Origin of the sequence: Kribbella sp. VKM Ac-2569, from assembly GCF_004216905.1 — a bacterium.
GTDB lineage: Bacteria > Actinomycetota > Actinomycetes > Propionibacteriales > Kribbellaceae > Kribbella.
The window spans coordinates 176,339-200,858 of the sequence record NZ_SGXJ01000001.1; the positions used below are offsets into that span (position 1 = coordinate 176,339).

Annotated in this window: 20 protein-coding genes and 1 pseudogene; 7 read left to right on the top strand and 14 right to left on the bottom strand. The window is 67.5% G+C overall.

Annotated elements, in window-relative coordinates; all coding sequences use genetic code 11:
* Positions 1-169 precede the first annotated feature (169 nt).
* Both rpsA and EV649_RS00820 read right to left on the bottom strand, forming a co-directional pair.
* On the bottom strand, positions 170-1,663 hold the full coding sequence (gene rpsA, locus EV649_RS00815; RefSeq protein WP_130379474.1) for a 30S ribosomal protein S1: 1,494 nt from the start codon (positions 1,661-1,663) through the stop codon (positions 170-172).
* A 250-nt stretch (positions 1,664-1,913) separates the two neighbouring features.
* Entirely contained in the window at positions 1,914-2,798 is an 885-nt protein-coding gene (locus EV649_RS00820; protein ID WP_130379476.1) for a phosphotransferase, read from the bottom strand.
* A gap of 97 nt (positions 2,799-2,895) precedes the next feature.
* Here EV649_RS00820 and EV649_RS00825 point away from each other — a divergent pair, with 97 nt between their 5' ends.
* From EV649_RS00825 to EV649_RS00835, 3 genes are read left to right on the top strand one after another with little or no spacing between them, the layout of a single operon-like run.
* Entirely contained in the window at positions 2,896-3,648 is a 753-nt protein-coding gene (locus tag EV649_RS00825) for a TipAS antibiotic-recognition domain-containing protein (protein ID WP_130379478.1), read from the top strand.
* Positions 3,649-3,696: 48 nt separating this feature from the next.
* Positions 3,697-4,497 (top strand): methyltransferase domain-containing protein, encoded by an 801-nt coding sequence (locus tag EV649_RS00830; protein ID WP_130379480.1) that lies wholly within the window; start codon positions 3,697-3,699, stop codon positions 4,495-4,497.
* Entirely contained in the window at positions 4,494-5,531 is a 1,038-nt protein-coding gene (locus EV649_RS00835; protein WP_130379482.1) for an acyltransferase, read from the top strand. Before EV649_RS00830 ends, EV649_RS00835 begins: the two co-directional genes overlap by 4 nt.
* Here the strand turns inward: EV649_RS00835 and EV649_RS00840 are convergent.
* Positions 5,438-8,119: an alpha-(1->3)-arabinofuranosyltransferase family protein gene (locus EV649_RS00840; protein WP_198682252.1), complete on the bottom strand. Its 2,682-nt coding sequence runs from the start codon at positions 8,117-8,119 to the stop codon at positions 5,438-5,440. The genes EV649_RS00835 and EV649_RS00840 overlap by 94 nt on opposite strands.
* Before the next feature lie 92 nt (positions 8,120-8,211).
* On the opposite strand from EV649_RS00840, the gene EV649_RS00845 reads away from it, so the two are divergent.
* Positions 8,212-9,483 (top strand): polysaccharide biosynthesis protein, encoded by a 1,272-nt coding sequence (locus EV649_RS00845; protein WP_130379486.1) that lies wholly within the window; start codon positions 8,212-8,214, stop codon positions 9,481-9,483.
* Here the strand turns inward: EV649_RS00845 and EV649_RS00850 are convergent.
* From EV649_RS00850 to EV649_RS00860, 3 genes are all read right to left on the bottom strand, one after another.
* Positions 9,469-10,392, bottom strand: coding sequence for an ABC transporter permease subunit (locus EV649_RS00850; RefSeq protein ID WP_241997633.1), 924 nt, complete (start codon positions 10,390-10,392; stop codon positions 9,469-9,471). The genes EV649_RS00845 and EV649_RS00850 overlap by 15 nt on opposite strands.
* Positions 10,393-10,461: 69 nt before the next feature.
* A complete protein-coding gene (locus EV649_RS00855; RefSeq protein WP_130379488.1) occupies positions 10,462-11,400 on the bottom strand; it encodes a carbohydrate ABC transporter permease in 939 nt (312 codons plus the stop codon).
* Positions 11,397-13,145: an extracellular solute-binding protein gene (locus EV649_RS00860; protein ID WP_130379490.1), complete on the bottom strand. Its 1,749-nt coding sequence runs from the start codon at positions 13,143-13,145 to the stop codon at positions 11,397-11,399. Before EV649_RS00860 ends, EV649_RS00855 begins: the two co-directional genes overlap by 4 nt.
* Positions 13,146-13,394: 249 nt before the next feature.
* Between EV649_RS00860 and EV649_RS00865 the strand changes: the two genes are divergently transcribed.
* Positions 13,395-13,868: an NUDIX domain-containing protein gene (locus EV649_RS00865; RefSeq protein WP_130379492.1), complete on the top strand. Its 474-nt coding sequence runs from the start codon at positions 13,395-13,397 to the stop codon at positions 13,866-13,868.
* Here EV649_RS00865 and polA read toward each other — a convergent pair.
* Positions 13,865-16,567, bottom strand: a complete 2,703-nt coding sequence (polA, locus tag EV649_RS00870; protein ID WP_130379494.1) for a DNA polymerase I — start codon at positions 16,565-16,567, stop codon at positions 13,865-13,867. The genes EV649_RS00865 and polA overlap by 4 nt on opposite strands.
* 96 nt (positions 16,568-16,663) lie before the next feature.
* Between polA and EV649_RS00875 the strand changes: the two genes are divergently transcribed.
* Positions 16,664-17,071, top strand: coding sequence for a hotdog fold thioesterase (locus EV649_RS00875; RefSeq protein ID WP_130383452.1), 408 nt, complete (start codon positions 16,664-16,666; stop codon positions 17,069-17,071).
* Here EV649_RS00875 and EV649_RS00880 read toward each other — a convergent pair.
* Complete coding sequence (locus tag EV649_RS00880) at positions 17,034-17,651, bottom strand: GNAT family N-acetyltransferase (protein WP_241997634.1); 618 nt, start codon at positions 17,649-17,651, stop codon at positions 17,034-17,036. The genes EV649_RS00875 and EV649_RS00880 overlap by 38 nt on opposite strands.
* An 82-nt stretch (positions 17,652-17,733) precedes the next feature.
* Between EV649_RS00880 and EV649_RS00885 the strand changes: the two genes are divergently transcribed.
* Entirely contained in the window at positions 17,734-18,492 is a 759-nt protein-coding gene (locus EV649_RS00885) for a DUF554 domain-containing protein (protein WP_130379496.1), read from the top strand.
* A gap of 27 nt (positions 18,493-18,519) precedes the next feature.
* On the opposite strand, the gene EV649_RS00890 is transcribed toward EV649_RS00885, so the two are convergent.
* From EV649_RS00890 to EV649_RS00910, 6 genes and pseudogenes are all read right to left on the bottom strand, one after another.
* Positions 18,520-19,236, bottom strand: a complete 717-nt coding sequence (locus EV649_RS00890; RefSeq protein ID WP_130379498.1) for an ABC transporter ATP-binding protein — start codon at positions 19,234-19,236, stop codon at positions 18,520-18,522.
* On the bottom strand, positions 19,236-20,078 hold the full coding sequence (locus EV649_RS00895) for an ABC transporter ATP-binding protein (RefSeq protein ID WP_130379500.1): 843 nt from the start codon (positions 20,076-20,078) through the stop codon (positions 19,236-19,238). Before EV649_RS00895 ends, EV649_RS00890 begins: the two co-directional genes overlap by 1 nt.
* On the bottom strand, positions 20,075-21,790 hold the full coding sequence (locus EV649_RS00900; RefSeq protein ID WP_130379502.1) for a branched-chain amino acid ABC transporter permease: 1,716 nt from the start codon (positions 21,788-21,790) through the stop codon (positions 20,075-20,077). Before EV649_RS00900 ends, EV649_RS00895 begins: the two co-directional genes overlap by 4 nt.
* Positions 21,787-22,725 (bottom strand): branched-chain amino acid ABC transporter permease, encoded by a 939-nt coding sequence (locus tag EV649_RS00905; RefSeq protein ID WP_347233127.1) that lies wholly within the window; start codon positions 22,723-22,725, stop codon positions 21,787-21,789. Before EV649_RS00905 ends, EV649_RS00900 begins: the two co-directional genes overlap by 4 nt.
* Before the next feature lie 18 nt (positions 22,726-22,743).
* Positions 22,744-23,103: pseudogene (locus EV649_RS42115) on the bottom strand (branched-chain amino acid ABC transporter permease); the annotation flags it as partial.
* An 83-nt stretch (positions 23,104-23,186) separates the two neighbouring features.
* Positions 23,187-24,428: a branched-chain amino acid ABC transporter substrate-binding protein gene (locus tag EV649_RS00910; protein WP_241997636.1), complete on the bottom strand. Its 1,242-nt coding sequence runs from the start codon at positions 24,426-24,428 to the stop codon at positions 23,187-23,189.
* Between the last annotated feature and the right edge of the window lie 92 nt (positions 24,429-24,520).

Below are 24,520 nucleotides of genomic sequence, written 5' to 3' on the forward strand. Positions count from 1 at the left end.
CCCCCTTGTGAAAGGCCCGGAGCATCGGATCACGGGCCTTGCCCCGACGCTATGAGCCGCCACTGCGACGGTCAATGCGTCGTGTCAATGCGTCGTGGACGTGCGAGACCCCCGCACCCAGTACGGGGATGCGGGGGTCTCGGGTCCAGCTACTACCGGTTCAGGGAGATCAGCCCTGGCCGGTCAGCTTCTCGCGGAGCGCCTGCAGTGCCTCGTCGGAAGCGAGCGCACCCTCGACGGGAGCGTCGTCCTTCGGGGCAGAGCTGCCGCCGCCGGAGGCCGAGGAGTACGTCGACGCCTCGCCGGCCTCGACGTCCGCCGTCTTGGCGTCCTCGATCTGCTTCTTGTGGGCCTCCCAGCGCGTGTGGGCCTCGGCGTACTGCCGCTCCCACTCCTCGCGCTGAGCGTCGAAGCCCTCGAGCCACTCGCCCGTCTCCGGGTCGAAGCCCTCCGGGTAGATGTAGTTGCCCTGGTCGTCGTACGTCGCCGTCATGCCGTAGAGCGTCGGGTCGAAGTCGTCCGAGACCGGGTCCACACCCTCGTTGGCCTGCTTGAGCGACAGCGAGATCCGGCGCCGCTCCAGGTCGATGTCGATGATCTTGACCATGACGTCGTCGTTGACCTGGACGACCTGCTCCGGGATCTCGACGTGCCGCTCGGCCAGCTCGGAGATGTGCACCAGACCCTCGATGCCCTCCTCCACGCGGACGAACGCACCGAACGGAACCAGCTTGGTGACCTTGCCGGGCACGATCTGGCCCATCTGGTGGGTCCGGGCGAACTGCTGCCACGGGTCTTCCTGGGTCGCCTTCAGCGACAGCGAGACGCGCTCGCGGTCCATGTCGACGTCCAGCACCTCGACGGTGACCTCCTGGCCGACCTCGACGACCTCGGTCGGGTGGTCGATGTGCTTCCAGGACAGCTCCGAGACGTGCACCAGACCGTCGACGCCGCCGAGGTCCACGAACGCACCGAAGTTGACGATCGAGGAGACGACACCCTTGCGGATCTGGCCCTTCTGCAGCTGGGTGAGGAAGTTCATCCGCACCTCGGACTGCGTCTGCTCCAGCCACGCCCGGCGGGACAGGACCACGTTGTTGCGGTTCTTGTCCAGCTCGATGATCTTGGCCTCGATCTCCTGGCCGACGTACGGCTGGAGGTCGCGGACCCGGCGCATCTCGACGAGCGAGGCCGGCAGGAAGCCGCGGAGGCCGATGTCCAGGATGAGACCACCCTTGACGACCTCGATGACGGTGCCGGTGACGACGCCGTCCTCTTCCTTGATCTTCTCGATCGTGCCCCACGCCTTCTCGTACTGAGCGCGCTTCTTGGACAGGATCAGACGGCCTTCCTTGTCCTCCTTCTGGAGAACCAGGGCCTCGACGTGATCGCCGACGTTGACGACCTCGTTCGGGTCGACGTCGTGCTTGATCGACAGCTCGCGGGACGGGATCACGCCTTCGGTCTTGTAACCGATGTCGAGGAGAACCTCGTCCCGGTCGACCTTGACGATGGTCCCTTCAACGATGTCGCCGTCGTTGAAGTACTTGATGGTCTGATCGATCGCCGCGAGGAAGTCTTCCTCCGACCCGATGTCATTGACCGCTACCTGCGGGGTGGTGCGTACTGCGGGGTCGAGAGGTGCCTCGATGCTGGCCGTCATGTGGTGGGTTGCTCCGTGGACTGGTGGTGTTGTGCGGTCGCGTCATGAACCGTTGGATCGCATCAAACCGCTGGATTGCCTGAAGAGCACAGATTCACCACCGACTGCTGCGAGCACGAGCCTGCTCCGTCCGAGGTCGCGCGGGCCCATAGCGCATCTCACAGAATACCGGTCTTGACGAAGACAGCACAACCTGGGGCACCCGGTGCCGACCGGCCGCCCGCCGAGGTCTCCCGACGTGCCACTGATCTCAATGTACGACGTCCAGGTCCGGACGGCCTCCGGCGAGCGTGCCGGTGTCCGCCATTCGGGAGACCAGACGGTGCGCGGCCGCCGCGACCTCGTGCTCGGCGGCCCGCTCCGCGAGGTCCAGCAGCGCCCACAGATCGGCCGCCCGGCCCAGGTCCACCAGCCGCTCCCCCAGCGCCATTCCCCGGAGCGCGTCCAGCACCGCCCCGGCCAGGATGTGGTCCTCCGAGAAGCGGAGCAGGTTGCCCAAATCGGCGTACGGCGAACCTGCGTGGGCGAACTCCCAGTCGATCAGCCCGGTGATCCGCGCCGTCTCCGGGTCGACCAGCAGGTTTTTGGGGTTGAAGTCGCTGTGCACGAGGCAGATCCGGTGCACGCCGTCGGCCAGTACGTCCTCCGCCTCGTCGACCACCGCCGCGAAGCCCTCGCGCTGCCGGTCGTCGAACCCGAGCCGGAGCCCCGCGACGTACTCCGCCAGGTCGCCGAACCCGAACGGCTCGACCGTCAGCTCCCCGCCCCGGAACATCCCAGACTGCAGGAACGGCATCCCGCTCAACCGCGCCAGCAACTCCCCCAGCTGCGTCCCGACCCGCCGCCGCTGCTCGTCCGTCGCCGACTCGAGGAAGACCTGCAGGTTGATCCCCGGCAGCCGCTCGGTCAGCAGGTACGGCGGATCCTCGAAGGACCCGTCGCGCTTGAGATCCAGCACCCGCGGCACCGGCAGCAGCCCGCGCACCAGCTCGAGCAGCGAGGCGTCGACGGCGGCCCGCTCCGGGTCCCGCGCGTAGAACTTGATGACCGCGTCCTCGTCGCCGGCGCTCACCGCGAACGTCTGCCCGCCGTACCCACCGGTCAGCGGGACGGCACTGGCCGCGAAATCACTCATGTCTCCGCATCCTGCCGCATCCCCTGGACAAATCGGCTTGAAGTTGACGTAGCGGCAACATCTACCGTCGGGGACGTCGACGGAAAGGAGCAGTTCGATGGCGTGGTCGATCGCGCAGGTGGCCCGGTCCTCCGGTGTCACCTCACGCACGCTCCGGCACTACCACTCCATCGGCCTGCTGGTGCCGGCCCGGGTCGCGCACAACGGCCGGCGGTACTACGAGCAGGAGCAGCTGTTGCGGTTGCAGCAGATCCTCCTGCTCCGGGACCTGGGGCTGAGTCTGGACGTGGTGGGCGAGGTGATCGCGCACCGCGACGAGCAGGACGCGATCGAGGTGCTCGCCAAGCACAAGGAGTGGCTGGTCAAGGAGCAGCTGCGCCTGGGCCGGCTGGTGCAGACCGTCGACGCCACCATCGACAACCTGAAGAGAGGAGGAGAGATGTCACCGGAGAACGTCTTCGAAGGATTCGAGCGCAACCCGTACGAGGCCGAGGCGCGCGAACGCTGGGGCGACGAGGCAGTGGATGCCAGCTACCAGCGGATGCGCGGCTGGACCGAGGCGGACGCAGAGAAGGCCCGGACGGGCTACACACGGGTCCACGAAGGGTTGGCCGCGCTGAAGGCGGAAGGGGTCGCAGTGACCGAGCTGAGTGTGCAGGAGCTGATCCAGCTGCACTACGAGGTCACCTGTCTGTTCTGGACGCCGACACGTGAGGCGTACAAGGGACTCGGGCAGATGTACGTCGACGACGAGCGGTTCCGGCAGAACATCGGCAGCGGCGACGACGCACTGGTCGAGTACATGCGCGACGCCATGACCGTGTACGCCGACAGCAAGCTGGACAGCTGATCCAGGACCTCGGAGGCTGCAGACTCCGGGGTCCCCTAGGCTGACCCGGTGGTGGAGCCGCGGAGGGTTGAGCTGACGGAGGCGCAGGCGTCACGTGCCAGCCGGACGTACTGGGACGGGGCCGCTGCGGAGTACTTGGCCGAGCACGGTGACTTCCTCGGTGTCGACCGGTTCGTGTGGTGTCCGGAGGGCGTCGACGAGGAGGCGGCCCAGCTGCTCGGGCCGGTGCGCGGCAAGCGGGTCCTCGAGGTCGGCTGCGGTGCAGCCCAGTGCTCGCGCTGGCTCGCCGGGCAGGGCGCCGATGTGGTTGCCTTCGACATCTCGATCGAGCAGCTCCGGATCGCTCACGAACTCGACGTACGCACCGGCACGGCGGTCCGCACGGTGGCCGCTGACGCCGTCGCGCTCCCCTACCGCGACAGCACCTTCGACATCGCCTGCTCTGCCTTCGGAGCCCTCCCGTTCGTGGCCGACGTCGGTACGGCGTTCCGCGAGATCGCGCGTGTCCTGAAGCCCGCGGGCCGTCTGGTGTTCTCGGTGACCCACCCGTTCCGCTGGGCGATGCCCGACGACCCGTCGGCGGCCGGCCTGCGGATCATCCACTCCTACTTCGACCGGACGCCGTACGTCGAGGTCGACGACTCCGGTACGCCGGTGTACGCCGAGCACCACCGCACGACCGGCGACTGGGTCCGCGAGCTGACCGGCGCCGGGTTCGTCGTCGACGACCTGCTCGAACCGGAATGGCCGGCCGGGCACCAGCTCGTCTGGGGCGGCTGGGGACCCGAGCGCGGCCCCCTCGTCCCTGGCACAGCCATCTGGACCGCCCACAAAGGACAGCCCGCATGACCCGGTTCCCCGCAGTGGACGGACTGCGAGTGATTGCCGCACTCGCGGTGGTGGTGTCACAGGTCGGCCTGCACACGCATGCGCCGTTCGCCGGTGTCATGTCCCGGCTGGACGTCGGCTGGGCGATCTTCTGTGCGGTGTCCGGGTTCCTGCTCTACCGGCCGCACGTACTGGCATGGTTCTCCGGCACCCTGCCGCCGCTCACCCTCCCGTACCTGCGCAGCCGCGCCCTACGCATCCTCCCGGCACTACTGGTCGCCGTCGTGCTGTCGATCGTCCTCGTCCCACACCCGGCGACCACCTACCTCCGCTGGGCTGTCCTGACGCCGCTCCCGTTCTACCTGCTCCTGCCCGGTCTGGGGCGGCTGCTGACCGGGTACGAGCGCCCCACTCGCCGCAGTGTCCGGTGGCGACTCCTTGTCCTGGTCGCGCTGACAGCACTCGGACCGGTGTGGATGGCCGCGGTCATGGCAACCGGTCATCCCGAGGCAGGGCTCTGGCTGCCCGGGTACCTCGGCTGGTTCGCCGTCGGCATGGGTATGGCGCTCTGGCAGGTCGCCCGCGCCACAGGTCGCCTCGGCCCGTCAACACTCGACACGCTGACCAGGGTTCCCGGCACTCTCTGGGGAATCGCCGCAGCACTCCTGCTGATCGCTGCAACCCCGATCGCCGGACCGTACGACCACTCCACCCCTACACCGGCACAGGCCCTCATCAAGAGCCTGCTCTACACAGTCGTCGTCGCCTGTGTGCTCTTCCCGGTCCTGACGCCCACGGCCGGGACGGTCCGCGTCCTGGGCAGTCGACCGGCTCAGCGCGCCGCACAGCTGTCGTACGGCGTTGTGGCCTACCAGTTCGTCGTACTAGGCCTGCTCGACGGTCCGTTCGCCGTACAGCTGCCCGTGACGCTGCTGGCCGCTGTCGTCCTCGCAGCCGTCAGCTACCGCCTGGTCGAACGTCCGATCGTGAAGAACGCGGCGGTCGCCAAGATCGAGAGCAACGCGACCAGCCCGAGCAGCAGCCCGGCGCGGTAGGCCCTGTCCGGCATGAAGCTTGCCGTGACCACCTGCTCCGGCCCGGCCGGCAGTACCCAGCCCTGCTGCCAGCCGCCGATCCGGATCGGCGTGAGCTTCTGGCCGCTGCCGTCGTACGCCTCCCAGCCCTCGTTGTAGTTCTGCGCGACTGCCAGCACAGACTGCTCGTCCGCACCCGGTACCTCGACCGTCAGCTCGGTCGGGTTCGGACGCCACACGTCCACACCCTGCACCGGCGTCACGGACACGTCCCCGAATCCTGCCTTCGCCAACGTGGTCTCGATCGGCACAAGCCCACCGTTCGCCTGCACCTCCACCTGGTGGAGCCCGGACCGCAGCGGGATGGTCGACATCTGGCCGCACAGGGTGAACGCCACCTGCCGCCGCTGCAGCAGATCCCGCATGGTGGCCGCGACCTGCGTCCGCGCCGGTACGCCGTCGATGCGAACCGTCGGCCCGTTGCCGCAGTACGCCGGAACGCGACGCTGCGGAGCGACCGCCTTGCGCAACTCGTCCGCACCGAGCACCTCGACCTCGGTCACGCCGACCGGACTGGTCCGCGCGTCCTGCAGCGGCTTCGTCGCGGTGAAATCGATCCTGACGGTCCGAGTGTGCCGCGCCGCGAACCGGACGTACCCGCCGGCGTCGACCGTCGCGGGGACGGACGCGCCGCCGTCGAAGTGCAGCACGACTCCGGCCGGCCGCGAACCGTTCAGGTACGCCTGGAACCGCAGCCCGTGCACGTCCCTTGCTGCAGGCAACTTCAGGGCGAGGCTCGGCGCCGTGTCCTCCGGCGCGGCCAGCCAGCCGGTGCCGAGATCGCGGTCGACGGCGGCATCCGGCCGTCCCTCCGGCGCGGCGACCGCCCGCGACGACGCTGTGGCGGTGATCGCTCCCGGCACCGACAGCAGTCGTTCGAGCGCCTCGCCGTCCTGCGGCAGGGCGGTCCCGCGCAGCTGGTACGTCGCAGCCTGCGGCAGCTGCACGCTGCGGGACAGGCCGTTCGGTTCGGCGGAGTGCTTCGCCTGGTCCTGGCTGCACAGGGCCCGTGCGCCAACGTGTAGACAGGCGGACCGGCCGATCTGCCCGTTCCGCAGTACCACTGCACTCGGTTGCTGCTGCCCCGTCTGCTGGTTGGTCTGCTGGTCGGTGGCGATCAGCGGTAGTCCGTCCAGCTTGCCGTTGGCGTCGGCCCGCAGTACTGCAGCCCCCTGGCCACCGAGCGCGGTCACCACGGTCGGTACGTCGTCAGCAGTGCCGCCGACCGCTACGAGCCGGGACCGCGGGATCAGCCGACCCGGCGCGGTCGCTCCGACGTCGTAGATCTCAACGCTCGGGTAAGGCAGGCGGGACTGTCCGGGCGGGCCGAAGTACGCCACGCGTCCAACGCCGGAGTCCGCCAGGCTCTCGTGAATCGCCAAAGTATCTTCCGGTACGTCGTTGCGCACGACGACGTACCGCACACCGTCACGGGTCAGCTCTTGACGTAGCGCGGGGTCACCGACACCAGAGTCGATACGGCCACGCATGTCGTTGGTGAGCGCGGCCAGTGGGCGGTTCACCAGGGCGGCGAGCGGTTCATTGGAGCTGGCGAGGACCAGCACGCTGCCGGGCGTGGTCTGCTCGTCCAGCCAGTTGGCCGCGTCCTCCCAGTGCGGCGGGATCGCAGCGAACGCGCCGTCCGGTCGGGTGAGCACCACGGGCAGGGCGGCGGCCACAGCCAGGCAGGTGACCAGAACAGGTACGACGCGGCGGTGGACGCCTCGTGAGACGGACAGATTGGTCAGGCGACGCAGGTAGTGCGCCGCGGCCAGTGCGAGCGGCACTCCGACGACCGCAGCAGCGACCGGTACCCAGCGCGGGCTTTGCGGCGCAACGCCGTACCGAAGCAGCATCAGCAGTGGGACCAGCCACCAGATCGACGCTGCGACGACGAAGCCCAGCCACGCGGCAGTCAGCTTCAACCGTGCACGCACCACGAGCCAGACGGCCGGTACGACGAGGGTCGCGACGCCGGCCACCGGGTTGGCGCCGCCGATCAGCGCGAACGCGACAGCCGACCAGCTGACCCGCCACCAACCGGAGCGGGCACCTGGTGAGACGAGTGGCAGTAGTACCCACGGGGCCATGGCCAGCGTCCACACCTCGATGGGAAGCCCGCCGAACGCCAGGGGCACCACGGCGTACAGCAGTGCGACGGCGAGCCGTGTCCAAGCCACGCCGTACTGCAGGACGTTGCAGAGCTTCCAGATGCCGAGGAACGCGACGCACAGGACCAGCGACCACCACAGGCGCTGCGTGATCCAGTCCGGCACCGACAGCGTGTCCAGCAACCAGTGGAACGGCCCCATCGGAAACAGATAGCCGTAGGCGTCGCTCTGCAGCTGGCCGAAGCCAGTGTGCGGATCCCACAGGTGCAGTGCGCGCGACAGGAACCCGCCCGGCCCGGCCGTCAGCTCGAGCCTGCGATCCGGAACGATCTGGCCAGGAGCACGCTGAAAGCACAGGGCGATCAGAGCAAGGCATCCCAGGACGAGCCGTGCCCGCCAGACGACCTGCTCCGAACTACCAGCCTTCAGCCTCCTCACCGGCGGGACATTAACGGATCCGGCGGCTCCTGGGCGGCATCGTTGCCGTACCGTGAGGTCCGGCAAATCTCACACGATCCGAGGCAGCGTAAATGACGTCTGGCATCACTCCGGCTGATGCACCGAATGCCAAGCGCCTGGCGTTCCTGCGGCGTGCCACCGTGGTGGCCGTAGCCATGGCGATCATGAACGTCGCCGCCTACGGCTTCACGCTCATCGGCACGCACCGGCTGGTCCCGGAACAGTTCGGCGCCCTCACAGCCTTGCTGGGTCTGCTGCTGATCGGCAATGTCGCCTCACTCGGCCTGCAGGCAGCCGGCGCCCGCCAACTCGCGACACACTCCGGTGCCGGGGCCGGGGCACTGGCCGACGCGATGTTGAAGGCGGGCAATCGCGCGGCGCTCGGACTGACCGCGGTCTGCCTGGTGCTCACGCCGGTGTTGATGTGGCTGCTGCACATCGATTCGGTGGTCTCGATCCTGCTGCTCGCCCCGACCCTCGGCTGCCTGACGGTGATGGGATCCCAGCTCGGCGTCCTCCAGGGCAGCAAACGCTGGACCGAGCTGGCCGCGATCTACACCTCCACCGGTGTCGGCCGCCTCGTCCTCGGCGGCGGCGCACTGCTCATCCGTCCGTCGCTCGACTCGGCGATGATCGGTCTCGCGCTCGGCGCCGCCGTACCGGTCGTGATCGGCCGCATCGCGCTCCGCGGATCGACCGGCGCGGCCAAGGGCCAGACCAAGGAGGTACTGCGGGAGACCGTGCACGGCACGCACACGCTGCTGGCCTTCTTCGCGCTCGCGAACGCCGACGTGTTGTTCGCCCGCGCATTGCTCGACGGCACGGACAGCGGGTACTACGCGGCCGGGGTGATCATCGCGAAAGCCTGCCTGTTCCTCCCGCAGTTCGTCATCGTCCTGGTGTTCCCGACACTCGCACAGTCGCCGGGTGACACCCTGCGGCTGCGCAAGGCGATCGCGGCTGTCGCAGGTCTCGGTGTGTGTACGGTCATCGGCACCCTGATCCTTCCCGATCTCGTCGTCGCGATCATCGGCGGCAAGGAGAAGTACGCGCCCCTCGGTCCCTACACCTGGCTGTTCGCGGTCGCCGGCTCCGCGTACGCCGTACTGCAGCTGGTCGTGTACGCCGCTATCGCGCAGCAGGAGAAGCGCGCCGCGCTGCTGATCTGGATCGGGCTCGTGGTGCTCGCGGTGGCTGCCGGGATCATCCTCGGCACGGGCACCGCAACCGGCCTGGACGGCGTGAAGGTGCTGGCCGCGATGACCAGCACCTGCGCCCTCCTGCTGTCGGCAGGCCTGGCGGCCGGACTGCACCGCCAGGCTGCCGAATCACCACAAGCTTGACTTGGCGAACCGCCGGGCGAACGTGTTGGCCAGCACCAGCAAGACCAGTCCGATCACCGATCGGAACAACCCGATCGCGGTGGCATAACTGAACTGCGGCACCGATGACGCCAGACCGATCTTGTACACGTAGGTGTCGATCACCTCCGCGACGTCGAGGTTCAGGCTGTTCTGCATCAGCAGCACTTTCTCGAAGCCGACGGACAGGATGCGGCCGATGTCGAGGATCAGCAGGATCACCGCGACCGGCACGATCGCCGGCAGGTCGATGTGCCACATCCGCCGCAAGCGGGACGCCCCGTCCACGATCGCCGCCTCGTGCAGCTCCGGCGGAACACTGGTCAGCGCCGCCAGGTAGATGATCGCGGCGAACCCCATGGTCTGCCACGCACCCGACCAGACGAACAGATGCCGGAACATGCCCGAGTCGCCCATCACGTCGGTCGGACCGAACCCGAACAACCCGATCAGCTTGTTCGTCACACCGGTGTTCGGGCTGGTCAGGACCACGAGCAGACCGACCACGACCACTGTGGAGATGAAGTGCGGCGCGTAGGTGATCAGCTGCGTCGTGCGGCTGAACCACTTCTTCCGGACCGTGTTCAGGCACAGCGCGAGGATGATCGGCAACGGGAACGTCGCGACCAGTTCGTAGACGTGCAGATACACGGTGTTCTTGATCAGCCGCCAGAACTGGTACGACTCCACGAACCGGTCGAAGTACTTCATCCCGGCCCACGGGCTGCCCCAGATCCCGGACACCACGTTGTAGTCCTTGAACGCGATGATCACGCCGTACATCGGCCAGTACGCGAAGATGGCCAGCCAGATCAGCGGCAGCGCGAGCATCGCGTACAGCTGCCAGTTCCGGCGCATCCGCAGACCGAGGCCGACCCTGGACTTCGCCACCCGAGTGCGCTTGTGACCGGCCGACCGCACCGACGACCTTGTCTCAGTTTCTGTTGTGGCCACGGTGCCTCATCCCTTCAGGGAGCCGATCATGGCTCCCTTGACGAAGTGCTTCTGGACGAAGGGGTAGACCAGCAAGGGCGGGATCATGCCGATCACGATCAGCGAGTACTTCAGCTGCTGCTGCAGCTCCTGCATCTGCGCCAGCTTGCTGGTATCGGCCATCTGCGACGGGTCGACCTTGGTCTGGAGCAAGATCTGCCGCAGGATCACCTGCAACGGGAACAGGTGCTCGTTGGTCAGGTAGATGAGCGCGTTGAAGAACGAGTTCCAGGAACCGACCGCGTAGAACAGCAGATTCACGGCGATGATCGGCTTGCTCAGCGGCAGGACGACGCGCCAGAAGAACCCGAAGTCGCTGCAGCCGTCCACCTTCCCGGCCTCCACCAACTCCTCCGGGATCGTCACCATGAAGTAGGTCCGGGTGATGATCACGTTCCAGACCGCCAGCGCCGTCGGCAGGATCATCGCCCACCGCGTGTTCAGCAACCCCAGCTCGTGCACGACCAGGTACGTCGGGATCAGCCCACCGCTGAACATCATCGTGAACACGAACGCCGCCATGATGATCCCTTTGCCCGGGAGCCCCTTCCGCGACAACGGATACGCCGCGAGCAGCGTCAGGACCGTGGCGACCACAGCGCCGACGACCGCGTAGAACACCGAGTTACCGAAGCCGGTGACGATCGACTTGTAGTCGAAGATCGCCTTGTACGCATCCAGCGTGAACCCGACCGGCCACAGCCACACCTCGCCGGCGGACACCAGCTTGGTGTTGCTGACGGAGGCACTGAGGACATAGACGATCGGGTACAGCACCGCCAGGCAGAAGAGCCCGAGAGCGGTGTAGATACAGGCCAGCGCGATCTTGTCGCTCTTGGTGTCCTGGATCGGCGCACCGGCCCCGAGCCGCTGCTCGTCCGGCGCCAGCGTCGTTCCCGCGCTCATCCGTTGTACGTCTCGTAGGCGGCCTGCTGGAGTTCCAGATACGGCTTCACGCCGATCTTCTCGACCCGGCCCTTGTAGTCGTTCCACGCACCGTCGTCGTTGGGGTCGAGCTGCCCGGTGAGGAACTTGGCGAACGACTGGTTCACCTCGCCCTTGAGGTTGGTCCTCAGCTCCGCCTCTTGCGCAGCCTGGTCCTGGTCCAGGGTGACCGGCGGGAACTGCATCTCCGGCGGCTGCTTGTGCGGGAAGTACTTGTCCCTGGTCTGCTCGTAGAGCGGCTTCTCGAAGGTCATGTCCTTCGGGTTCACCCGCTCACTGAGCCGGAAGTCCTGGGACCGGTACATCGGGTTGTCCTGGCTCCAGTTGATGTTCTTCTGCGAGTTCCAGGTCGCGTCGAACCCGTAGACCGCCTGCTTGCCGTTGATCCCGAGCTCGCCCTTCTTCGCCCACGAGAACGCAGGACCGCCGTACCCGCGCAGGATCGCCTCCAGCTCGTACTGGGCGTCGGCCCACTGGACCAACTGCTCCGGCTTGGCGCACTTCTTGGTGATCACCAGGTGGGCCACCTCGACGCCGACGCCGGTGTAGTCCCACGCCGCGTACTGGACGCCGTTCGGTCCCTTCAGCGGCGGGCAGGCCTCGTACTGGCGCCAGCGAGCCTGCGGGTCCTTCTGGTCGATGTCCAGGAAGACGCCCCAGTAGTTCGTCCGGGCGCCCCCGATCAGCGGCTTGCCGGACGCGTTGCCGTAGCGCTTCAGCTGGTCCTCGTCCGCGGTGAACACGTCCCGGTTGATCAGCCCGTCCTTGTACAGGCTGTTCACGAACTTCAGCCCCTCACGCCACTCGTCCTTGTCGAACGCGACGTCGACCTTGCCGTCGCGAATCACCAGCCACGGCTCGCCCGGGTTGTAGAGGAACGGGTTCATGAAGAACGGGTCGATCGCGGAGTCCTTGTAGCCGGCGAACGGAATCGTCTTGCCGTTGCCCGCCAGGTCGGCCTTCTTGAACGCGCGCAGTACTTCCTGGAACTCGTCGGTGGTCTGCGGCATGGCCAGCCCGACCTGCTTGATCCACTCGGTGTTCAGCCAGGCGCGGCCGTCGCTGGCCCGGCAGTGGTAGCAGTCGTTGATGCCGGGGAACGAGTAGATCTTCTTGTCCGGCGCCTGGATCAGCTTGCGGGTGTCGGGGTAGTCCTTCATCGCCTGCTGCAGGTTCAGCGCGTACCCGTCGATGTACTGGCCGACATCGGTGAACAGTCCCTGCTGGCCGTACAGGAACAGTTGCGACCGGGTGAAGGCGATCCCGAGGAAGGCGTCCGGGATGTCGCCGGCGGCGATCATCGCGTTGACCTTGGTCATCACGTCGTCGTCAGTGCCGCCGACCTGCATCCATTCGATGTGGACCCCGGTCTTCTGCTCCAGCCACTTGGTGAACGCGTTGGTCTTCCAGTCGCCGATCGTGACGTCCTGCTTGACCACGATCTTGAACGTGACCTTCTCGGACGTGATCGGCTTCAGTTGGCGGGCGATCGGGCCGACGTACCCGTCCGGGTACTGCACCGTCGTCAGCTTCGGGCCGAGCGTGACGCTGGGCGCCGCGGCGCCCGAACCTGGGGCTGCGCTGTTGGCATTGCTCGAGCCGCTGCACGCGCTGAGCACACCGCCACCGGCGGCCGCGGTCAGTCCGAGTGCGCCGGCGATAAGTGATCGGCGGCTGAGTCCCGGGCGTGCGTGATCGTTCGGCATGGTTCCTCCTAGGCGGCGGGGTCGGAACGGAGACGCAATATCCGATAGCGATATCCGATAGGATCTCGGATCTTTGCCCGGGAGAATGACATAGAAAGCGACCCGACGGAAGGCTTCGTTCGATACCGATCGGGATCGGTCAGTCACTGTTCGTAAGTTGCGCGGCAAACGCTTGCCGCTTGCGTAGACCCACCCAAATTTCTTGCGGCGAAGAAAGTCCTGGACGCCGGCCTCGGTAGGGTTCTGGGCATGCCGACGCCGAAATTCGTCCTCGACCTGCGCGAGAAGATCGGGCACGACCTGCTGTGGCTGAGCGGGCTGACCGCGGTCGTGCTCAACGACCGGGACGAGGTGCTCCTCGTCAAGCGTGCCGACAACGGCCGGTGGAGTCTGGTCGCCGGCATCCTCGAGCCGGGCGAGCAGCCGGCTGTCGGGCTGGTACGCGAGATCCAGGAGGAGACCGCTGTCGAGGCAGTCGTCGAGCGCCTGGTCAGCGTCGAGTCACTCCCACCCGGCAGCTACCCCAACGGCGACCAGGTCCAGTTCCTCGACCTCTGCTTCCGCTGCCGCCCGGTCCGCGGCGAGCCCCGAGTCAACGACGACGAGTCCCTCGACGTCCGCTGGTGGCCCCTGAACGACCTCCCAGACCTGACGGACCGGGAGAGAGTCTGCATCGAGCGAGCGCTCTCCCCCGGCCTGCAACCGGTGTTCGCAACCTCTTAGTGGGCCGCTTCGTGCCAGGTGCGGCCGACCCCGACAGATACGTCTAGCGGGACGGCCATGTCGACGGCGTGGCCCATGTCGTGGCGGACCAGGGTCTCGAGGGGTTCGCGTTCGCCGGGGGCGATCTCGAAGACGAGTTCGTCGTGGACCTGGAGGAGCATCCGGGACTTCAGGCCGGACTCGCGCAGCGAGCGCTCGACCTTCAGCATCGCCATCTTGATGACGTCCGCGGCCGACCCCTGGATGGGCGCGTTCAGCGCCATCCGCTCAGCCATCTCGCGGCGCTGCCGGTTGTCGCTGGTCAGGTCCGGCAGGTACCGCCGGCGACCCAGGATGGTCTCGGTGTACCCGGTCTTGCCGGCGTCGATCACGATCGACCGCAGGTAGTCCCGGACCCCGCCGAAGCCCTCGAAGTACTCGTCCATCAGGCCCTTGGCCTCGTCGACGCCGATCTTCAGCTGCTGGCTCAGCCCGTACGCCGACAGGCCGTACGCGAGCCCGTAGTTCATCGCCTTGATCTTCGCGCGCTGCTCCTGAGTCACCGCGGACGGCTCCACCGAGAACACCCGGGACGCGGTCACCGAGTGGAAGTCCATCCCGGAGTTGAACGCGTCGATCAGGCCCTGGTCCTGCGACACGTGCGCCATGATCCGCATCTCGATCTGGCTGTAGTCCGCCGACATCAGCGACTCGTTGCCCTCTCCGACCACGAACGCCTGCCGGATCCGGCGGCCCTCCTCGGTGCGGATCGGGATGTTCTGCAGGTTCGGCTCGGTCGAGCTCAGCCGGCCGGTCGCCGCGATGGTCTGGTTGAACGTCGTGTGGATCCGGCCGTCGCGCGGGCTGATCGTCTTCAGCAGCCCCTCGACCGTCTGCCGCAGCCGGGTCGCGTCCCGGTGCGCCAGCAGGTACGCCAGGAACGGGTGCTCGGTCTTCTCGAACAGCGCCTGCAGCGAGTCCGCGTCCGTGGTGTACCCGGTCTTGGTCCGCTTGGTCTTCGGCATCTGCAGCTCGTCGAACAGCACCACCTGCAATTGCTTCGGCGACCCGAGGTTGATCTCCTTGCCGATCACCTCGTACGCCGCCGTGGCCGCTTCCCGTACGCCGGTGGCGAACCGCGCCTCGAGCTCCTCCAGGTACGCCCGGTCGACCGCGATCCCGTCCCGCTCCATCGCGGCGATCACCTGGATCAGCGGCAGCTCGACGTCCGCGAGCAGCGCCGTACCGGCCTGCTTCTCGAGCTCTGCGTCGAGGGTGTCGGCGAGGTCCGCGATCGCGCGGGCGCGCAGCATCGTGTGGTCCGCGGCCGGCCCGCCCTCGACGTCGTCGAAGCTGAGCTGGCCGTTCTCGGCCTCCTCGTTGCGCAGCTCGCGCTTGAGGTACCGAACGGTCAGGTCGGCTAGGTCGTACGCCCGCTGGTCCGGGCGGACCAGGTACGCACTGAGCTGGGTGTCCGAGCTGAGGCCCGCGAGGGTCCAGCCGCGCTCCAGGAAGCCGAGCAGCGGGCCGTTCACGTCGTGCAGCGCCTTCGGCTGCTTCTCGTCGGCGAGCCACGCGGCCCACGCCGACTCGTCGTCCGGCGTCATCGTGGTCGGGTCGAACCAGGCCGCCGCACCGGACGTGTTCGCCAACGCCAGACCGGTGATCTGACCGGTCCCGCCGCCCCAGCTGCCCTGCACCGCGACACCGACGCGGTCACCGCCGCTCACGTGCTCCTTGAGCCAGGCCCCGACCTCGCCCGGCTTCAGCTGCACGCCGTCCAGCTCGAACCCGTGGTCGACGGCCGCGTCGACCTCCTCGTGCTCGGCGACCAGCCGCTCGCGCAACACCCGGAACTCCAGGCTGTCGAACAGCGTGTGCACCTTCTCCCGGTCCCACGGCACCCGGGCCAGGTCGTCCACCGAGACGTCCAGTGTCAGGTCGCGGACCAGCTCGTTGATCTGCCGGTTCCGGATCACGTCGGAGAGGTGCTCGCGCAGCGACTCGCCCGCCTTGCCCTTGATCTCGTTCACCCGGTCGATCACGTCGTTCAGCGAGCCGAACTGGTTCAGCCACTTGGCCGCCGTCTTCGGGCCGACCCCGGGAACGCCGGGCAGGTTGTCGCTGTGCTCCCCCACCAGCGCGGCGAGATCCGGATACATCCGCGGGCCGACGCCGTACTTCTCCTCGATCGCGGCCGGGTCCATCCGGGCGATCTCGGACACGCCACGCTTCGGGTACAGCACCGTGACGTCCTCGCTGACCAGCTGGAACGAGTCCCGGTCACCGCTGCTGATCAGCACCTCGAAGCCCTGCTCGGACGCCTGCGTGGCGAGCGTCGCGATGATGTCGTCGGCCTCCCAGCCGTCGATCTCCGTGGTCGGGATCCGGAGCGCCTCCAGCACCTCCTTGACCAGCGAGATCTGCCCCTTGAACTCGTCCGGCGACTTTGACCGGCCGGCCTTGTACTCCGTGTACTGCTCGGAGCGGAAGGTCTTGCGGGACACGTCGAACGCGACGCAGATGTGCGTGGGCTGCTCGTCGCGCAGCATGTTGATCAGCATCGAGGTGAACCCGTACACCGCGTTGGTGTGCTGCCCGGTGGTGGTGGAGAAGTTCTCCACCGGGAGCGCGTAGAACGCCCGGTACGCCAGGGAGTGCCCGTCCAGCAGCAGGACCCGCGGTCGCCCGGTGCCCGGGGTCGCGGAGTCCTTGGTCATCGTCGAAGTGTCAGTATCTGGAGCCACACACCGACTCTAGTGGTTCCCACCGACAGTTCTGTCACAGCCGCGTACTCTGCTTGCGTGACTGATCAAATGAACCTGGGACCGGGCATGGGCATGGAGGGCACACTCCTCCAGCTGATGGGAATCGTTGTCAGCGAAGCGTCACCCGAACGGGTCGTCGCGACGATGCCGGTCAAGGGCAACACACAGCCGTACGGTCTGCTGCACGGCGGCGCGTCCTGTGTGCTGGCCGAGAGCCTCGGCTCGATCGGGTCGGCGCTGCACGCGGCGACGTCCGGGAAGGTCGCGGTCGGCGTCGACATCAACGCGACCCACCACCGCGCGGTCCGCGACGGGGTCGTCACCGGCGTCGCGACACCGATCTACCTCGGCCGGACCACCACGTCGTACGAGGTGGTCGTCACCGACGACCGGGACAAGCGGGTGTGCACCGCCCGGATCACTTGCCAGCTGATTCAGGCTCCGCCCGGGAGCTGACCGCGCGACGGGCGACCGCGGAGCGGCGCGACGAGAGCAGGGCGAGCAGGTTCGGCGCGTGCTCGGCGGTGAGCCGCCGGCGCACGGTGTGGGTGTTCGCGAAGCGCAGTACGCCGGCCTGCCCGAGGCCGAGGCGGGCGAGGAAGCGGTTCGCCTCGCGGGCGATCGCGGGCGCGACCACGGCCAGGTGGACACAGCTCTCGTGCTCGGCCCAGGTGACCGCTTCCGCGATCAGCGCCTTGCCGAGGCCGTGCCGGCGGGACGTGTCGCTGACGTGCAGGTACTCGACCGTGACAGTCGAGTCGTCGTGCAGCGGACTGATCATGGTCCGGCGCAGATACGCCATACCGTGCACCTCGCCGTCCAGCTCGACCACCAGCAGCCGGCCGAACGGGTCGTCCAGATGCTTGCTGACGGCAACCTCGGCGGCCGCGGGCGACGGCGGCGCCGGGAGCCGGGACGGTAGACCGGCAGCTGTGCTGAGCTCACGCCAGAGCGCCACCAGCGCGTCGGCGTCGCTCGGCCGGGCGTCCCTCACCTCGACGGCTGCCACCACAGCGACCTCCAGGGTCCAGTCCACCCCCGAGGTGAACAGACGGGCGGATACGCTCGTCCTCGCGCAACAGTAGGCCCTCGGGGGTCACATGCAAAGCTGACCACAGATGTCCGGAGGGACCAGTTTGTTCATCGGAATCGGGACCGTCGTGAACGTCGCGACAGTGCTGCTGGGTTCGGTACTCGGCGTGCTCGTCGGACACCGGCTCAGTCACCGCACGAGGGACCTCGTCACCGACGCGATCGGCCTGGTCACGCTGCTCATCGCAATTTCTGCCGCACTCACCGTCGGCGACCACGCACTCAGCGACGCCGTCGGCGACAGTGCTCCGATCCTGATCGTGCTGGGCGCGATGCTGATCGGCGGAATCGCCGGGTCGCTGCTCCGGATCGAGCAGCGGCTGGAGGGCTTCGGCGCGTGGATACAGCGCCGGTTCGACCGCGGCGAAGGGCAGAACACGTTCGTCGAAGGGTTCGTGTCCGCGTCGATGGTGTTCTGCGTCGGCCCACTGACGTTTCTCGGCGCGCTGTCCGACGGACTCGGCCGCGGAGCGGATCAGCTGTTTTTGAAGGCGGTTCTGGACGGCTTCACGTCGATCGCCTTCGCCGCGTCGTTCGGCTGGGGCGTCGCCGCGTCGGCCTTGGTCGTCCTCGTCGTACAGGGCCTGATGACGGCCGTCGGCGCCGTACTGGGCGACGTACTGCCGGAGGCTCATGTGACGGCACTCGGCGCGACAGGTGGCGTGATGCTCATCGGTGTGGCGCTGCGGCTGCTCAAGCTGAAGCAGGTGGCCGTCGCCGACCTGCTACCGGCCCTGATCGTGGCGCCGCTGCTGGTTCAGTTGCTCGTTGTCATCCGCAACTGAACCAGCAGCGACAGTGCCAGTCCTCGGTCAGTCCTCGCCGAGGTACGCCTTGCGGACCGAGTCGTTCACCAGCAGGTCCCGGCCGCTGCCGGACAGCACGATCTTCCCGACCTCGAGCACGTACCCGTAGTCGGCCCGCTTCAGCGCGGCCTGGGCGTTCTGCTCGACCAGCAGAATCGTCGTACCCTGCTTCTGCAGCTCGCTCACGGTGGTCATGATCAGTTTCATCATGATCGGCGACAAACCCATCGACGGCTCGTCCAGCATCATCAGCTTCGGTCGGCTCATCATCGCCCGGCCCATCGCCAGCATCTGCTGCTCGCCACCGGAGAACGTCCCGGCCGGCTGCTTGCGCCGCTCCCCGAGGATCGGGAACAGGTCGTACGCCGCCTGCAGGTCGGCCCGCACGCCCGCCGGGTCCCGCCGGGCGAACGCCCCCAGCAACAGGTTCTCCTCGACCGACAGCCGCGGGAAGATCCGTCGCCCCTCGGGCGAGTGCGCCAGACCGCGGGTGACGATGTCGTGCGCCGCCACGTGGTCGATCCGCTCGCCCTGGAACCAGATCTCCCCGCCGGTCGGCCGGAGCAGACCCGAGATCGTCTTCAGCGTGGTGGTCTTGCCGGCGCCGTTGGTGCCGATCAGCGACACCACCTGCCCCTGCTCCACGCTGAAGCTGATCTTCTTCACCGCAAGGATCTTGCCGTAGGCAACTTCCAGGTCCTTGACCTCGAGCATCGCGGCCATCAGACCTCCCCTCCGGGTACGTCGTCCTCGACCTCGTCGTCGTCCTCGCCGGTGCCGATATAGGCCTCGATCACCCGCGGGTCGGACTGCACCTCCTCGGGCGTGCCCTCGATCAGGGCCTCGCCCCGGACCAGGCACAGCACCCGGTCGCAGAGGTTGAAGATGAACCGCATGTCGTGCTCGATCACCACGACCGACAGCCCGGAATCCCTGATCTTGAAGATCAGGTCACTGGCCTGCCGGGTCTCCTGCGGGTTCATACCGGCGGTCGGCTCGTCCAGCAGGATGAGCTTGGGATCGGTGGCCAGGGCCCGCGCGATCTCGAGCCGGCGCTGGTCGCCGTACGGCATGTTCCGGGCCAGGTGCTCGGCTGACCGGCCGAGCCCGACGAACTCGAGCAGCTCCTGCGCCCGGGCGCGGGTGGCCTCCTCCTCGCGGCGGAACTTCGGGCCGTGCAGCACCGACGTGAGCGCGCCCGCGCTGGTCCGGCAGTACCGCCCGACCATCACGTTCTCCAGCGCGGTCATGTTCGCGAACAGCCGGATGTTCTGGAACGTCCGCGCCATCCCGGCCCGGACCACGGCCCGCGGCTTGGGCGGCAACGGCGTACCGGAGAACCGGACCTGTCCGCTGGTCGGCTTGTAGAGGCCGGTGAGGCAGTTGAAGAACGTCGTCTTGCCGGCGCCGTTCGGGCCGATCAGACCGACGATCTCGCCCTCGCGGACGGTCAGGTTGACGTCGTTCACCGCCAGCAGACCACCGAATCGCATAGTCACGCCGGTCGCCTCGAGCACCGTTTCGCCGGCCGCCTGGGGCCGGGCCGCATCCTCGACGACGGTCATTTCGCCTCCTCGATGACCAGGTGTTCTTCCTCGACCGCGACGGCCAGCGCCTCGTCCTCCTCGTGGAACTCCAGCTGCCGCCGTCTGCTCGCCACCAGACCCTCGGGCCGGAACCGCATCATCAGCACCAGCAGCAGGCCGAACAGCAGCAGCCGGTACTCCGAGAAGAATCGCAGCTTCTCCGGCAGCATCTTCAGGATCGTTGCGCCCAGCAACACGCCGGCGATGGTGCCCATACCGCCGAGCACGATCGCGGCGAGCAGGAACGCCGACTCCAGGAAGATGTACTGGTCCGGGCTGACGGCGCCGTCCTGGTGCGCCTTGATGGTGCCCGCCAGACCGGCCAGGAACGCACCGATCGAGAACGCGAGCAGCTTCAGCCCGAACACGTTCACGCCCATCGCCTCGGCGGCCTTCTCGTCCTCCCGGATCGCCACCCAGCCACGCCCGATCCGGCTGTTGTTCAGCCGGGAGAACGCCAGGATGACGCCGCCGACCAGGATCAGCAGCAGGAAGTAGTAGTTCGAGAACCGGCCGAGCTCGATCCCCGCGAGTGTGTGCTCGGAGCCGAAGTTGAAGCCGAACAGCTCCAGGTCCGGGATGCCCGGGATACCGTTCGGGCCGTTGGTCAGGTTCGGGCCGTTGTTGCCGTCCAGGTTGAACATCGAGAACCGGAAGATCTCACCGAAGCCGAGCGTCACGATGGCCAGGTAGTCACCCGAGACCCGCAGCGTCGGCGACCCGATGATCAGGCCCAGGACGGCCGCGACACAGGCGCCGACCAGGACAACCACCAGGAACGGCGGCTTCCAGCCGATGGTCGCGAACGCCGAGTTCGACAGCGTCGCCGCGACGTACGCACCGGAGCCCAGGAACGCGATGTATCCGAGGTCCAGCAGGCCGGCCAGACCGACCACGATGTTCAGCCCCATCGCGGTGGCGCTGAAGACCAGCACCGAGCCCGCGATCGACATGTTCGCGTCCGAACCGTTCTGGGTGAACGGGAACAGGAACGCCGCCGCGAACGCCGCCAGCGTCAGCACTTTGCGGTGCCGCTGTCCGGCGTGTGACACGAACGTCATCGCCCCGGAGCGGAACAGCCCGATCGCGGCGGTGAACACGAAGACCAGGCAGAGGATGAACGACCACGCGTCGGGCAGCCCGAGCGCGTACGCCGCGACGAACAGCAGTGCCGCCATCAGCACGGCGATCGAGAGGATCTCGAACCAGGCCGGCATCCGCGCCTCGCTCATGTCCCGCAAGTGCCGCAACGGCAGCAGGTACGCCGACACCGCGATCAGCGCGGCGCCGACGAGCGTGACATACCCGCCCGGGTTGACGTTGATCAGGCCGTCGGACTCCACCGAGATCGCGACCACGACCAGCACCATGTACAGCGTGAGGCCGTCGCCGAGGGCCCGGAGCGCGAGGGTCACGTCCAGCCACGAGCCCAGTTTGACCAGCGGGCCCTTCTCGGCCAGCAGCAGCACCAGCGACAGCAGGGCGACGATGATCGCCAGGATCTGCAGGCCGCCCGGGTAGAAGTTGATCGACAGGTCGTTCAGGATCGACGCGTCGTAGCTCCAGGACAGGAACGAACCGACGATCACCAGCACCACACCGGCAAGGCCCAGCGGCCAGGCGATCGGCTTGCCCGGCTTCGCCACCGGAGCCTGCGAGATGTCGTCGACAGGAGTCTCGATATCGGTCATGCGCGGTCCACCACCCTTGCGCCCAGCAGGCCCTGCGGCCTGAACACCAGAACCAGGATCAGGATGACGAACGCCCACACGTCCTTCCAGGTACTACCGCCGAACTGGCCGGGGATGTACTGCGTGGCCATCGCCTCGACGACCCCGAGCACCAGACCACCGACGACGGCACCGTAGATGTTGCCGATACCGCCGAGCACCGCGGCGGTGAACGCCTTCAGACCGGCCAGGAAGCCCATCCGGAACTCGATGTTGGTGTTCTGCAGACCCTGCGAGACACCGGCGATCGCGGCCAGCACCGCACCGAGGGCGAACGCGACCACGATGATCCGGTCGACGTTGATACCCATCAGCCGCGCGGTGTCCGGGTCCTGCGAGACGGCCTGCATGCCGCGGCCCAGCCGGGTCCGGTTGATGAACAACCAGAGCAGTACGGCGCAGACCGCCAGGGCCCCGACCGTGAAGATCGCGGACCGCTGAATCGTCACGCCACCGGCCTGCAGCGCCTTGCCTGTCACCACGTCGAGCTGCGGGAACGGGATGCGCAGCTTGGCGCTCGGCCACTCGATGCTGGTGATCACCTTCTTGAAGATCACCCAGCCGACCTCGGCGACCACGGCACCACCGGCAGCGGCGGCAGCGATCGCCTGCACCGATACCTCGACCCGGGCGTTCCGGCGTACCGCAAGACCGGCAAGCCATCCGATCGCGGTGCCGACCAGCGCGCCGAGCACGATCACGCCGGCGATCAGCAACGGGTTGAGGTCGCGGTTGACCAGCCGTACGACGATCCACAGGGCGACGGCACCTCCGGCGCCGCCGAGCACCGGGGCGCGGTCGTACCACCTGGACACCGGGTGGTTCAGGTCCACCTTGGCCACCCGTCCGCCGGCGACGTAGCCGACGGCGATCGCCAGACCGGCGAACACCACCACCGTCCAGGCGGGCTCCTCGTAGAAGAGGCGGATGAACTCCTGCAGGAACACGGAGATACCGATCGCCGTGATCAGCGGCGCGAGTCGTGGCGCGTTCCGCAGGGGACGGTACGCGACACGCTCCATCAGCACCGCGGTGCCGACCGACGCGATCATGGCGCCGACGATCATGATCGGCAGGATCCACACGCTGGTCTTGCCGTCGAAGAACAACAGGTACGTCGTGAGCGCGCCGAACGCGCCGATCATGAACACCTCGCCGTGGGCGAAGTTGATCAGCTGCACGATGCCGTACACGACCGTGTACCCGACCGCTATCAGGGCGTACAGCGAGCCCAAGGTCAGCCCGTTGACGAGCTGCTGGAGGAACTGGTCCACGTCGACCTCCCATCTGCCTCGGTTATGACATGCCACGGGGGTGGGAGGATCGCTCCCACCCCCGAGACATCAGGTCGACTCTGTTACTTGGTTTCGAATGCCTTCGTCTCGACGGTGGCCCACTTGCCGGCGTCCACCTTGTAGACGGTCAGCACCTTCGTGGTGCTGTCGCCGTACTGGTCGAACGCGACCTTGCCGGTCACGCCGTCGAACGAAACCTTGCCCACGGCATCGACCGTGGCCTGGCGTGCGGACTCGACGTCCTTCGCGTCCTTCAGCGAGGTCTTGAGGGCGTTGATGATCGCGTTCGCCGCGTCGTAGGAGTAGCCGCCGTACGCCGCGGAGTCCTCCTTGTACCCGGCCGTCTTGTAGTCGGCGAGGAACTTCTTGCCGGCCTCGGTCGAGTCGGTCGGCGCACCCACCGAGGTGGACAGGTCGCCGGTGCTGGTCTTGCCGGCCAGCGTGATGTACTTCGGGTCCTTGATGCCGTCGCCGCCCATCAGCGGGATGTTCAGGCCGGCGGCCTTCATCTGCTGCGACAGCGGCCCGGCGTTCGGGTACTCACCGCCGTAGTAGATCGCCTGCGGACCGGACGGCTTGACCGCGGAGATCACGGCCTGGTAGTTCGAGTCGTCCGGGTTGATGGTCTGGGCCGCGACGACCTGACCGCCGAGCTTCTTGAACTCCTCGGTGAAGGTGCCGACCAGACCCTGGCCGTACGCCTTCTTGTCGTGGATCGTCGCGACCTTGGTGATCTTCGCGGTCTCGTACAGGTACCGCGCCGCGAACGGACCCTGGACGGCGTCCGTCGTGCAGGTGCGGAAGTACGTCGGGTAGGGCCGCTTCGGCTCGGTCTGCCACTTGGCGCCCTGGGTCAGGCCGGGGCCGGTGTTGGCCGGGGAGACCTGGACGATGTTCTTCGGCGCGAGCACCGGCTGGACCTGCTGGCTGACGCTGGTGTTCAGCGTGCCGACGACACCGATCACGTCCTTGTCGCTCGCGAGCGCGGTGGCGGCGTTCTTGCCCGGCTCGGTCTTCGCCTCGTCGTCCTTGGCGTCCACCTCGAGCTTCCAGCCCGGGATCGCGTTGGAGTCGTTGGCCTGCTTCACAGCGAGTTCGACGGAGTGCTGGATACCCAGACCCAGAGCCGACAAGTCTCCGGACAGCGGCGCGATGACGCCGATCTTCGCGGTCTTGGTCGCTTCTCCGGAGCCCCCGCCAGAATCTTTGTCACTGCGTGAGCCGCAGGCAGTCAGGGCCAACGACGCAACGATCAGCGACGCGCCGACCCGTACTACGGAACGCTGGTGCACTGTTCCTCCCATGTCTGGATAGTCCCAGCGAATCCGGGACTCTCGCGCATTTGCCACGAGCACCCGCAGGTTAGACCCCACGATGGTTGCAAGCGAACAGCGCA

Excerpts from the sequence above, each read along its gene's own strand:
- rpsA (WP_130379474.1), bottom strand. The coding sequence starts at position 1,663 with ATGACGGCCAGCATCGAGGCACCTCTCGACCCCGCAGTACGCACCACC.
- EV649_RS00820 (WP_130379476.1), bottom strand. The coding sequence starts at position 2,798 with ATGAGTGATTTCGCGGCCAGTGCCGTCCCGCTGACCGGTGGGTACGGC.
- EV649_RS00825 (WP_130379478.1), top strand. The coding sequence starts at position 2,896 with ATGGCGTGGTCGATCGCGCAGGTGGCCCGGTCCTCCGGTGTCACCTCA.
- EV649_RS00835 (WP_130379482.1), top strand. The coding sequence starts at position 4,494 with ATGACCCGGTTCCCCGCAGTGGACGGACTGCGAGTGATTGCCGCACTC.
- EV649_RS00845 (WP_130379486.1), top strand. The coding sequence starts at position 8,212 with ATGACGTCTGGCATCACTCCGGCTGATGCACCGAATGCCAAGCGCCTG.
- EV649_RS00855 (WP_130379488.1), bottom strand. The coding sequence starts at position 11,400 with ATGAGCGCGGGAACGACGCTGGCGCCGGACGAGCAGCGGCTCGGGGCC.
- EV649_RS00860 (WP_130379490.1), bottom strand. The coding sequence starts at position 13,145 with ATGCCGAACGATCACGCACGCCCGGGACTCAGCCGCCGATCACTTATC.
- EV649_RS00865 (WP_130379492.1), top strand. The coding sequence starts at position 13,395 with ATGCCGACGCCGAAATTCGTCCTCGACCTGCGCGAGAAGATCGGGCAC.
- polA (WP_130379494.1), bottom strand. The coding sequence starts at position 16,567 with ATGACCAAGGACTCCGCGACCCCGGGCACCGGGCGACCGCGGGTCCTG.
- EV649_RS00875 (WP_130383452.1), top strand. The coding sequence starts at position 16,664 with ATGAACCTGGGACCGGGCATGGGCATGGAGGGCACACTCCTCCAGCTG.
- EV649_RS00885 (WP_130379496.1), top strand. The coding sequence starts at position 17,734 with ATGTCCGGAGGGACCAGTTTGTTCATCGGAATCGGGACCGTCGTGAAC.
- EV649_RS00890 (WP_130379498.1), bottom strand. The coding sequence starts at position 19,236 with ATGGCCGCGATGCTCGAGGTCAAGGACCTGGAAGTTGCCTACGGCAAG.
- EV649_RS00895 (WP_130379500.1), bottom strand. The coding sequence starts at position 20,078 with ATGACCGTCGTCGAGGATGCGGCCCGGCCCCAGGCGGCCGGCGAAACG.
- EV649_RS00900 (WP_130379502.1), bottom strand. The coding sequence starts at position 21,790 with ATGACCGATATCGAGACTCCTGTCGACGACATCTCGCAGGCTCCGGTG.
- EV649_RS00910 (WP_241997636.1), bottom strand. The coding sequence starts at position 24,428 with ATGGGAGGAACAGTGCACCAGCGTTCCGTAGTACGGGTCGGCGCGTCG.